At 35.6% G+C, this 12,690-nt stretch carries 5 protein-coding genes; all 5 read right to left on the reverse strand.

What is annotated here, in order from left to right; translation table 11 throughout:
• Positions 1-6 precede the first annotated feature (6 nt).
• The 5 genes from NYQ10_RS17825 to NYQ10_RS17845 all read right to left on the reverse strand — a co-directional run bounded on the left by NYQ10_RS17825 (position 7) and on the right by NYQ10_RS17845 (position 12,569).
• Entirely contained in the window at positions 7-2,334 is a 2,328-nt protein-coding gene (locus NYQ10_RS17825) for a DUF5703 domain-containing protein (protein ID WP_289877576.1), read from the reverse strand.
• 165 nt (positions 2,335-2,499) lie between these two features.
• A complete protein-coding gene (locus NYQ10_RS17830) occupies positions 2,500-3,924 on the reverse strand; it encodes a sialate O-acetylesterase (protein WP_289877577.1) in 1,425 nt (474 codons plus the stop codon).
• A gap of 446 nt (positions 3,925-4,370) precedes the next feature.
• Positions 4,371-7,760, reverse strand: a complete 3,390-nt coding sequence (locus tag NYQ10_RS17835; protein WP_289877578.1) for a glycosyl hydrolase — start codon at positions 7,758-7,760, stop codon at positions 4,371-4,373.
• Positions 7,761-7,970: 210 nt separating this feature from the next.
• Positions 7,971-11,291 carry a glycoside hydrolase family 2 TIM barrel-domain containing protein gene (locus tag NYQ10_RS17840; RefSeq protein ID WP_289877579.1) on the reverse strand — a complete coding sequence of 1,107 codons (3,321 nt, stop codon included), beginning with the start codon at positions 11,289-11,291 and terminating at the stop codon, positions 7,971-7,973.
• A 153-nt stretch (positions 11,292-11,444) separates the two neighbouring features.
• Complete coding sequence (locus NYQ10_RS17845) at positions 11,445-12,569, reverse strand: glycosylase (RefSeq protein ID WP_289877580.1); 1,125 nt, start codon at positions 12,567-12,569, stop codon at positions 11,445-11,447.
• Positions 12,570-12,690: the final 121 nt, after the last annotated feature.

Here is a 12,690-nt window from a genome sequence, read left to right on the forward strand (position 1 = left end):
TAATAGTTAGTTTAATTTCGTTTTCTCTGCTTCAGATTTTCCAAGCAGATTTATAATGTCTTTTTTTCTTTCTTCTGGAATAACTTTTAAAACCTTTAATTCTCCGTTTAAGAGTTCGGCTTCAATTGTTGTATTTTGTTTGGCGTGTAATTTAAAATGTACATTCCAATCTTTCGGCCACGCTGGAAAAAGATAAATTTTTCCATCTGTTTCCTGCAAAAGCATTTCCTGCATGCCAATCATTCCTGATCCTCCCCAGTTATGATCTGGAACCCAGTCAAATCCAGGACCCCAAAAAGCTGGAAAACGTCTCTCTGAATTCGCCATTTTCATTGTATTATATTTCATTGCTTCTTCGGTTAAACCCAAACGAGCCGAAAAAATATTATCTTGTTTCCATCCTATGTGACTTCTGAATTTTATAGCATCAGAATCGTATTTCCAAGTATTTAAAGCCGTTTCTAAATCAGGTTTTCCAACGCCGTAAATTCCCCAAGGATAAACAGGATACAATTGCGGAACTTCAGAATTATTAACCCTTTCCCAAGTTTTAGCAGGAAGTAAAACTTTATGATTTTCAATCTGCCCGAAATTCAAAGGCGGAATTCTATTTTGAAATGCTTTTAAATATTCTGAGTCTTCTTTTGACAATTCATTTCCAGAAAGGTTTAAAAGGGTTCCTGTAATAATTTGTAACGCCGAAATCGTACTATTTGAGTTATTTGTCATTTTATAAGTTTCAGCACCAGAACCCGGATATAAAACTAATTTTCCATTTCCATCCAAAGCTTTTCTTCCTCTTTGTTTGGCTAAATATTGATAATGTTCATCAAAAAATCGAAGACAACTTATAATGAATTGATTGTATTTTTGAATGTCTTCTCCTGCATATTCTTTCTGTTGCAACATCATCTGGCAAAATTCCAAAACGGTATCCCATTCGTATTCCAGCCATGCATTATATTCCATTCCTGGATCGTAATCTGCTGGACGTTTCCATTCATATTCCGCTGGATTTGGCAAACCGAAATTTTCTAATTGTTCCGTAAATGATGCACCATTGTGTTTCCAATAGACTTTACTACGTAATTCAGCGTTTTTCTGTAAATCGAGATAAAAACTCAATTGTGATTTCATCATATCAAAATCACCGCTTTTAACCATTGGAAAATAAACCAATCGCTGGTTTTGAGCCGTCATCGTTCCTCCTCCCCAATTTCTAAAATCGGGTGTAAAATTCAGGTCTTTATTAGTATGAACAGGATCAACAGTAAAAAGTCCGCCGTTAAATTTTGTTGGATATTTTCCGTACGCATTGCACCCGAGCATATATCGAAACAACTGATAATTCTGTCCAATTTGATAAACTGAATCTTTTACAGTCGATTGATTTTTTTGCGTGAAAATAAAACTGCGGTTCCAGAAATTATTCCACCATTTTTGAGTATTTTTTTCTCCTTGTTTTGCTGTGTTTTTGTTTGCAGAAATCAGATTTTTCAATCCATTATCCCAAGTAGAAAAATCAGATTGATTGGTATTTAAATAAATTTCTAATGAATGTTTTTTGGATGGTTTTATGCTTGTTAAATTAAAACCTTTAAAATCGGTATCTTGATATTTTCCAAGATATGTTCCGTTTGGTTTTAAATTATTTCCAGTTATGAATCCGCCAAAAGTCAAATTTGCAATTGGATTCAGCATTTGGTCTTTTACCGATTCCATTTTTTGCTGTTTTACGGCAACATCAAAAACAGTATTTTCTCTATTTCTGTGATAGAATTTTATTCCATTATTTTCAAATGCAATCGAATCTTTAAAATTTATAAGATCACCTTGAGGTGCCCATTTATAAGAATTGGCATTGTTTTGTTTTCCTTTTGAAATACGATTTTGATAACGCCAACTTTCATACGAAGCAGTCATCTTAAGCGGATTTTTACTTGCTAAATCAACATGAATTATCGGTTTAAAAACATCTACCCAAAGTTTGATTTTAGTGTCGTTTTGCCCAACTAAAACATAACCATCTTTCAATTTTAATTCCTGATGAAATCCTTCTTTTCCTTCAAATGGATTAGGACTTAAAGTCACCTTCACACGACCTAATTTCAATAAAGTATTATGTTCATCGAAAGTTCCGCTTCGCGAAAAATAGAAATACAAATCACCTTTTTCTACCCAGACATTCATACCAATATCACCGCCGCCCAAAGGCATAGATTCTGATGAATTATTGCTTTGCGTTGTCCAAACCTGATTGTAATTATCAACCGCAGGAATTTGCGCTTTAAGGCAAAGCGTGGTGAAGAGAAGTATGTATTTAATATATTTCAATTTAATTTTTTTAGTATCGTTTGTCATTCTGAGGAACGAAGAATCTTCGCAAGTAGCTCCTCAATCAAAATCTCTAATCTTTGTCGATCCTGTAAACGAAGAATCTTCGTTTACAGCATCGACAAACTAGGTGTCAATTCACAATTCACAATTAACCATTATAAATTACCACTCATCCGTTCTAAATGAAGAAACCGGCAATCCTCCCGTGCTAAACAATTCCGCTTTAGCGAAATCTTTCCATAAATATCTTACGGCAACAGGATTTTTTACTTTATCTGAAGTCAGAACCACTGATTTTCTCCTTACAACCGTTTTCGCAGGATAAAAAACTTTGTCTGCTCCCGCTATTTCAAAACCCATAACTTCTTTTTCGTAAGATGTAATTCCGTTATTAACATCATCAAAAGAAACAGTTACAGCACCGTCTTTTATTTCCATCGATTTGTATTTCGGACTTTCGAATTCGAGACCTTCAATTCCGTACGTTCTTGCCAAAGCCTGAAAAGCCAGACGGTTTCCACCTTTTTCTTTGTCCATTGGATGAATACTGTTTTCTTCACCTACATCCATCAAAACTGCCATTGCTGAGTTCGGAATTGCTGTTGAAGCCTTAAACTGCGCTTCTCTCAAATATGCCGAATTGTATTTTTCCTGATAATCTTTTGGATGGAATGATGCGTAATTAAACGGTGCAATCTGAGCGAAATAAAAAGGAAAATCTCCCTGATTCCACAACGTTCTCCAACTGCTGACCATTTTCTTCATCAAAGCGGTATATTCATTCGCTCTTTCGTAATTTGATTCTCCTTGGTACCAAATACAGCCTTTGATTCCGTAACCAATTACAGGTGAAAGCATTCCGTTAAACAAAGTTGTCGGAACACGATTTGGATCTTTTGCCAATTCTTCTTTTGTGGTCGGAATTTTAGCGCTTGCAAAATCTTTCAGCATCTCTTTATTCATCCAAGCTTCCATGCTTGAACCTCCATAAGAAACATGAATTAATCCCACAGGAACATTTAAAACTTCCTGTAAAAGCGAACCAAAATACCAAGCTGTTGCGCTAAAACGAGAGGTAGATTTTGGAGAAGCTTCTTCCCATTTCCCCTCGAAATCTTGTAAAGGTTCCAAAACTGTTGCTCTTGGAATCGTAATTAAACGAATGTTTTTATTGGTTGATCTTACGATAATTTCATTTCCGTTTTTAACAGGTTGTCCCTGAAAACCTTTTAATGGCATTTCCATATTCGACTGACCTGAACAAAGCCAAACTTCACCTAACAAAACGTTTTTGATAGTTACTTTTTCGTTTCCTTCCGATACTTCAATCGTGTATGGTCCCCCAAAATCAGAAGTTTGTAATTCTGTTTTCCATTTTCCAGAATTATCTGCTTTTACTTTGTAAGTTTTAGAATCCCAAGAAGTTTTGATTACGATATTAGCATTCTTTTCTGCCCAGCCCCAAATTGGTGCGTTTGATTTTTGCTGTAACATCATGTTATCAGTAAACAATGCTGGCAGTTTGATTTTGGCATTGATTTGAAAATTCGCTAAAATCGCTAATAATACAATAATTGATTTTTTCATTTTTTATTTATTTTTTGCCACAGATTAAAAAGCTTATTTGGATTATTAATCTGTGATTTAAACTTTCAATATGCTTTTCTATTCTTTAAATCTTCTAAAGATATGTCGCTTCTCTGGAGCTAAACTAATTTCTAAACATTCTTTTCTATAAATATTTCGCTCTTCCAGAGCTTTTATGAAAGTCCCGGAGGGACGAAATATTTATAGAAAAATAACAACAATATACAAAAGCTCCAGCGGAGCGATATTTTTTTCAATTGTCTCCAGCTTTAGCTGGAGGTCATAAAGTATTTGCATTTCTAGGGCTTTAGCCAAATAATTAGCTTGGTTAAAGCCCAATTCTTATCTTCTTCTAAACCTCCAGCTAAAGCTGGAGGCAATTGATTTTTCTTTTCTTTCATCACAGATTAAATAATTCTCTTAATTCTTTAATCTGTGGCTAACTTTCATTTTTCTTTAAAAATAGTAACCGGCCCTAACAATCCCGCTTGTAACAACGGCTCTCCTTCTAAACGAAATGGTGCTGTTGTCCATGTTAATCTTTCTTCTTTTGGTAATTTTTGATCACCAATTAATCTATTTGCCCAAGTATTTGTAATTCTAATTTCTATTGTATTTTTTCCTTTTTTTAGAGCTTTCGAAATATCAATTTTGAAAGGGAAAGTCCAAAGTGTTCCGCAATCTTTTCCATTGATTTTGATTTCGGCAATATTTGAGATTTCTCCTAAATCCAGCCAGATTTTATTGGTATCTTTTCCATTCCAAACAAAATCTTTTTTATAAACTACAGTTCCCGAATAATATTTAATCTGATCATTATTTGAAGTACTCCAATCAAAAAGTTTGTTTGTTTTTACAACTTCTTTCGGACCTTTAAATTCTGGATCAAATTGCAAGTCCCAATTTTCATCTAAAGTCTGCATTTTTTCAAATTCTGAAGATTTTCCTTTAGATAAAACCTCTTTTGTTTCATTTTTAAAAATCACAAAACCAGATTCATTGGTATCTAAAGTTATGGAAACAATTGTTCTTCCACTTTCTATTTTCCAATTGGCTAAAGCCGAAGTCTGATCTGTAACGGGATTGTACCATTGAGGAACTTTTCCTGAAATTCTGAAAGACGCCTCAAAAAAGCGTTTTTCTGCTTTTTGATTGGAAATGTAATAAATATCTTCTGTATCCGATTTACGATGCGCCCAAGCCAATGTTTCTGAATCGGCTCGGTTTAAATTTGGAAAATAAACGTCTTGTGTGATTCCGATTGAAGCAAAATCGTTTCCTAAATACGGCAATTTAACAACCGTTCCTTTTCCGATTTTCCATGTTGAAGAATTGGCATTATTCCAAATTTCATCAATTACATGTTGCCATTTCTTTTGATCTGCTTCCGATTGAATTCCCGGTTGAAGATTTGGTTTTTCATCTACAAAAATGGTAGCTCCGTCTTTAATCAATTTCAATATTTTTTCGGCGGAAGCCGAAGACAAAATTTTATTTGGCGCCATTTTATGACTTCCAGGGAAGAATAAAGCGCCATATTCAATTCCGCCATCAAACGAAATTTTTCCGTTTACTACTTTCGCTCTATTAATTAAAACATCGGCATTAAAAGAATCATATTGATAACCATTTAGCGGATTAATCCATTGTGATAAATCGGTGATGTTTTTAGAATAGGTCACTTCTTTTGGCATTTTTCCAGTTGGCTGACCTTCATTTTCTAAACGGATTTTCTCACTTTCTAGTCTTTCTTTTCCAAAAACATTCGGAATAAATGGCACCAAACGATCTGGAACAAAAGAGCGAGAAGGAAAATCTTCGCCAATAAAAACCGCCAGATCGATTACAGGTTTTCCTTTTTGCAATTGAAACTGCACTCTTTGGCAATAATCAAACCATGCTTTTCCGGGTTTCCACCAAGTTTGATCTCTCTGGAAAAAAGTTCCAATATCATCTAAAGTCATTCCCGGTTTTCTATCCGTCCACGGATTATGCACAAAAACGTGGTAGAATAAACGGTTGATTCCTAAAGCATAATTGCGGTCTGCCGTTGTTTTTAAGTTTCCGGGATGTTCGTCCCAATCCATTCGCAGAGCCGTAAAAGATTCTGCCTGAATAATATATTTTCCGTAAATATGTCCTCCCGAAATGGCGTCAACCATATCAAAAGGTTTGTCGTGCGTTGGACTTTTCAGCCAAAACTCTCCACTTGGATAATCGACATATTTATAATGAAGTAATGCGTCACTTGTAACAACCGGCGCTACATTTTCGGCACTTAATTTTATGTTATTTTCTTTGGCGATTTGCGCTACAGTTCCGTAGAAATTATCGGCAACTAAATCGGCAATTGTTTTTCTAATATCGTATAAAACTTTCTCTGAGAAATCGGCACTTTCTACTGGAATTCCTGCCATTACAGGCAAATATTCTACAATATCGTAACCACGTCTCTTTTTAAACTCAGCCTGAAAAACCGAAGACCAATTTTGGCTTCCACATTCCCAGCTATCAAAATGAAGGATTTCCAACACTTTTGAAGCGAATTCTGGCCCAGCAGAACGAACGGCCTCTCCAAACCAATGGTCTAATTGAAAACGAATTAATTCTGGATTAAATTTATCTACTTCCAATCCTTTTCCTGCTCCGCCAGTTGCATTTTCATGTCCTGTAGAAGTATGTCCCATTCTGATAATTTTCCACTTTCCTTTCGGTGCTTTCCAGTTGAGATTTCCATCGACATCAACAAAATTGGAGATATTGATAATTTCTGATTTTTTGAATACATCAGAATTTGGAATTTCTTTGTCTGTAGTTTGCGGAGTTAAACGCCAGATTGCGCCTGATTTTCCTTCATAATTATTAATCAGCGATTGATTTGAAAGTGTAATTTTACTGACTTTCAGATTTTGTTTCCATTTTGCAAAATCTAAATCTTCTGCTCCAGGTTCTGTTCCTTTTGGATCATATACAAATCGAAAATATTTTGCTGTTACGGGTGTAATGGTATGTGTATTTGGGAAATCCATATCTTGCCAGCCGTGACGTGGCGCAATCATTCTTTCGTGGAATCTAAAATTGACTCCGTCGTCACTTACTTCCACAATCAGACGTTGTGCCTGAAAATCTCTTCCTTTGGTTTCAATTACAATTGATTTGCAGGTAAAAGGCTGTGCAAATTCATACTGAATCCAACCTGCATCAGCAAACTTGAAGTTTTCGTCTTTTTTAGGATCAGCCAAAAACGAAGCATCAGTATTGTTTGATGTTGTTACTTTTGGCAGTTGTATCTGCGAAGTAATTTGGTATTCTTTTATCGGAATAGCAAAAGTAGCAATGTCTTTATAATAGTCTTTGTAATGTGTTGGGACTGGCAATTTCAGCGCCACTTTTTTTCCACCTAAAATTTCAGTTGTTGACCAGACTACTTTTTGCATCGACATTTCTGGCGTAATCCATGGCCCGCCTGCAACTGCAAATCCGTCTGCTCCGTGAAAAGCCAATTTCAATCCTAAACGATCTGCTTCTTTAAAAGCCCAATGAATCATATCCCAAAATTCTGGACTCAACTGTAAAACTGGCGGATCTATCAATGGCGGATTTGCTGGTCCTTTTATGGTCATTAAATAAGCGCCCGCAATTCCAGCTTGTTTCATCGCTTCTAAATCGGCCGTAATTCCGGGTTTAGAATACGCCGATTTCATCCAATACCAATATACCCAAGGTCTTGAGGATTCTAATGTTGGGTGAAAATTGGTTTCTTTTTTATGGACTTCTTGTGCAGAGACAATGCTTGCTAAAAGAAGGACAAAAAAGAGGTGTTTTTTTTGAAACATGATTGTTTGTTTTATTTCGTTTATAAACCCGACAGGTTTTTGAAACCTGTCGGGTTTGATATATCGCATTTTTTTGTCATTTCGACGAAAGAGAAATCTCCACAAGTAGCTCCGTAACGAAAGTCAAATCTTTGCGGAGTTTCTTACGAAGATTTCTCCTTCGTCGAAATGACAAACTGTACTTTTTAATTCTTAATTTTTAATTATCAATTAATATTTAAACTTCTTCAAACTACTTTCCAATTCATTTTTTGAACCGTCGAAAGGCGTCAAATAAAAACTATACTCATAATTTCCAGACTTAATCTGATATTGTTCTAATGGCTGAGCTACAATCGTCCAGCTGTCGTTTCCTCCTACTCCCATCTGGATTAAATCGATGTTTACAGTCAAAAATCCTGGATCTTTCAAATCGTATGTATGACCAGATGAACTTAAGTTTTCCTGTGTAAACGGCCAGGCACTCATGCTTAAAACTTTTGAGTCGTTTACTACTAAGAATCCGTTATTTTTCTGTGGAGTGCTCAATGCCATCCATCTTACGCCACATCGGTTTCCGTTTTCTTGTGGTTTTGGATAATGTTCGATGAAATCATTTATTGGAAGCGAATATTTCCCAACAAACGAACCAAAACTTCTATCGCTGTAATTTTCCAATTCGCCTTTTCCGTACCATGAAATTTGATCGAATTTTCTCTGAACTCCCATCTGCATTCCGATTTTTGGAATGTTTGGCAATTTGTTTGACGCTATTAAACTGTAGTCTACTTTTATTAATCCGTTTGGTAAAATGCTGTAGATTACTTTTACACTTGCGCTGTCTTTTATGACTTCGTAATCGCTTGTGATTTTTATTTCCGAAGCTGATTTGTCAATTGCAATGTTTACCAATTTTGGTTTTGCTTTATACCATTGTTTCAACAACTTTTGCGATTTCCATCCGCGTTTATCGTTATCTGTAAGCGGTCTTATGAAGTTTGGTAAAAGCGGTGCAAAAACTTGTTCTTCTCCATTAAAAACATAAGAACTCAAAGCTCCGTTTGTTTTCCCAATTGTAATATCAAAAGCTTTTCCTTTGATTTTGAAATCTAAATCTGATTCAGAAACGTTTACATTTTCTTTTTTAGATTCAGGCGAAACTGCTTCTTTCTTTTTCAACACAAACTGATCTTCCGCGACAGCGTAACCTTTTGAAGCCCATAATTCATCTTTTGAAAGCTGGAATTCTATATTTAAAATATATTCCGCATCAGCTTTCATTTTTGGGAGATAAGAACTGATATCTAAAGTTGTTGATTGTCCTGCTTCTATTTTGAATGGTTTTAAGATGTGAGTTTTAATTACATTTCCATTTTCTAATATTTTTAAAACAGGAATATAACTTTCCAAAGATTTAACAGCTTGACGATTTTTGATTTCTAACTTATTTCCGTTTAAAGTTGAAATCGCTGGCTGACATACCCATTTATTCTCAAAAATGGAACCTTTTGGTTTTCCGTTAGAATCTACAATTCCTTTTGTATTGAAATTTCCGTCGTGGTATTTTTCGCCAAAATCTCCACCATGCACAAAATAATTCTGACCTGATCTTGAATCAAATTTCACAATTCCCTGATCTTTAAATTCCCAAATACAGCCACCTATAACTCTTGGAAGCGAACGGAATTCATCCCATAATTCTTTTAAATTTCCAACTGAATTTCCCATTGCATGCGAATATTCAACGAAAATAATCGGTCGAGTATCTTTCTTTTGATCAACCAAAAATTTCGGAGTAAAAACGCCAGGATAAAAGCGGCTGACCATATCGACATAAGAATCATCCTGCGGATTTTCGAATCGATATGCGTGATCGATTGTTTTTGGATATCTAGGATCAAGCGGATCGATATATCCGTCTAATTTGGCATTTCCCTGTGCTGGTTCATAATGAACTGGACGTGTAATGTCGAAATCGTGAACCCAGCCCGACATTGCAGAATGGTTTGGCCCTTTTCCGCCTTCGTTTCCTAAACTCCACATTACAACCGATGGATGGTTTTTATCTCTTTCGACCATTCGGATCATTCTTTCCATATAAGCATTTGTCCAAAGCGGATCGTTGCTTAATTTCCCGCCAATTCCGTGAGTTTCCTGATTAGCTTCGTCCATAACCATAATTCCGTATTGATCGCATAATTCGTAAAAATATGGATCGTTTGGATAATGACTTGTACGTATAAAATTGAAATTGAACTTTTTAATCGTAGTAATATCTTGTTTGATATCTTCTCTCGTAACGGCTTTTCCTCTTGTTGGATGATGATCGTGACGGTTTACGCCATAAACATAAGTTTCTTTTCCGTTAATGAGCATTTTTCCATTCTCTTTCGAAAATTCGATCGAACGAAAACCAACTTTACAGCTTTTGGCTTCGGTAACGTTTCCGTTTTTATCTTTTATCGAAATAACCATCGTATATAAATTCGGTTCTTCTGAACTCCATTTTTTTGGATTTTTGATCGTTTCTTGAAAGAATCCGAAACGAACATTGTCCAAACGAGGATAACTTTCGTTGATTAAATCAATCACAGGTCTTTGAAGCGGTTCTTTGAACATTGCCTTATTATTGGCATCGTACAACTGAACATGCATAGTATAATCTTTGATTTTTGCTCCAGTCAAGTTCTCCACTTTTGGACGCAATTTGAAGATAGCATCTGTATATTGTTTGTCTAATTTAGTCTGCACAAAGAAATCCTGAATACGTAATTTCGGCTCAGCCATAATGAAAACTTCACGCTGGATTCCGCTCATACGCCAATGATCCTGATCTTCTAAATAAGAACCATCTGTCCAGCGAATTACACGAACTGAAACTACATTTTCTCCTGCTTTTAAATAAGGCGTAACATCAAATTCCGATGGCAGAAAACTGTCTTCTCCATAACCTAAAAATTCTCCATTTAACCAAACTTCAAAACCTGAACTTACGGCTCCAAAATGTAAAGTCACGGTCATATCTTTCCAATTTTCGGGAACTGTAAAACTTCTTTGATAAGAACCTACTCCATTATAATCTTTAGGAATATAAGGCGGATTTATTGGTCGAAACGGATAAACGGCACTTTTGTAAATTGGATTATCGTATCCTTTCATTTCCCAGTTTGAAGGCACTTCGATTTTATCCCAACCTGAAACGGTGTTTTTATAGAAATCTTTTGAAGCTTCTTTTAAATTTACTGCATATTTAAAATTCCAATCGCCGTTTAGCATTTGGATTCGGCTTTTAGTTCTGTCGCCTTTTAGTGCGTCTTCAACACTCGCGTATGAATATGAAGTTGCTCTTGACGGTTGTCTGTTGATACTTGTTATTGTTGGATCTTCCCAAGGAGCAAATTCGTATTTTTTATGTAATTCTGGAACTCCCGCTGGTTCTCCTGTTACGGATTGGGCGTGAGTGTAAGTTGTAAATAGTAAAATTACAGTCAAAAAGTCGAACGTCGAAAGTCGAAAGTTGAAAAATTGCTGAATATGATTTTTTTTAAACATTATTTTATTTTTAGTTTTTTTGTCATTTCGACGAAGGAGAAATCTTCGCGCGATATTCTACAAAGATTGGTAATCATCCTGTGCGGAGCTACTTGTGGAGATTTCTCCTTCGTCGAAATGACAAACTAGGTCTTAATACTTAATTCTCTATACTTAATTCTTCTTCTTTTTCTCCGGCGGTGCCACAAAATTCAATTTGCTTTTTCCTAAATCTTTAGAAGTTGCAATGGCAATTCCTCTTTGCTCTGCTTTGTTAACGGCGCAATAAAAATGATAAACTACTCCCTCATGTTTTACCACAAATGACTTATGAGCAAACATATCATCGTAAGGTTCAGAAGATTTAACTAAATCGTCTCCTTTCCAGTCCGTCCAGTTTACTAAATCATTTGAAACGGCAAAACGGTTAAATGCACCTTGATTCCAACCCGTCCAAAAAGCTCCAAAATAGAACATCACCCAAGTATCATTAATACGCTGAATATAAGCATCTCCTGAGATTCCTTTATGATGATTGATTAAAGGTTTATTGCCATAACGCTTCCATGTTTTCATATCATTTGATACTGCCATAGCAATACGCTCAGCGCCTTTAGCCGGATTGATACTATCGCCACGGGCATTATAATACATTATAAAATTGTGTCCGGTTAGTTTATCTTTATCACGAATTACGCTGTTTTTATACATTGTACTATTATCCCACCATCTGGCGTCTTTGTCTTTTGGAGTTAAAACCGGATTTTCTAATCTTTGAAATTCGTGTGGTTTTGTCGGTGTTTCTTTGGTATACGCCATTCCGATTGATAAAACGCCTGCTTCGTAACCTTTACTGTCTCCACCAAAATAACTCATCCAGTATTTATCATCGTATTTTTCCCATTCGTAACTTCCGCCCCAAGTCATATCTTGCAACGAAATATATCCTGCTTTCTGGTTGACATCCCAATGTTTTTCATTTTCTGAAAAAGACATTACTTTTCCTAAATGTTTCCAATCTAAAAGATTGTCGCTTTCTGCAAGCCAGGTTTCGTAACCTCTTCCGTCGTAAATTAAATAGGTCATGTACCATTTACCATCTTTTCTAAATACACTTGGGCAATCCATTTTGTATGAGTTATCGGTAGGAACCATCACCAAACCGTATTTATAAGGCGTTTTGATTTCTTCGTAAATCTCCTGCATTACGCTATCGGTAATTTCTCTTTTCTTGTATTTGGTCGCACAGCTGGTTATGGCAAGTGCTGAAATGGCTACGATTAGATATTTAATTTTCATTTTTATGTTTTTTTTGCCACGAAGACGCTAAGGCTCTAAGTTTTTTTTGTTTTGGAACGACTTAATTTCGCAAAGTCGCAGTCCCGAGGCTTCGGGAGCAAAGTTTCTATTTTTATATTCT

Source organism: Flavobacterium johnsoniae, from assembly GCF_030388325.1.
GTDB classification, from domain to species: Bacteria; Bacteroidota; Bacteroidia; order Flavobacteriales; family Flavobacteriaceae; genus Flavobacterium; species Flavobacterium johnsoniae_C.

Bases quoted from the DNA above. Each gene is read 5' to 3' on its own strand.
- NYQ10_RS17830 (WP_289877577.1), bottom strand. From the start codon at position 3,924: ATGAAAAAATCAATTATTGTATTATTAGCGATTTTAGCGAATTTTCAA.
- NYQ10_RS17835 (WP_289877578.1), bottom strand. From the start codon at position 7,760: ATGTTTCAAAAAAAACACCTCTTTTTTGTCCTTCTTTTAGCAAGCATT.
- NYQ10_RS17840 (WP_289877579.1), bottom strand. From the start codon at position 11,291: ATGTTTAAAAAAAATCATATTCAGCAATTTTTCAACTTTCGACTTTCG.
- NYQ10_RS17845 (WP_289877580.1), bottom strand. From the start codon at position 12,569: ATGAAAATTAAATATCTAATCGTAGCCATTTCAGCACTTGCCATAACC.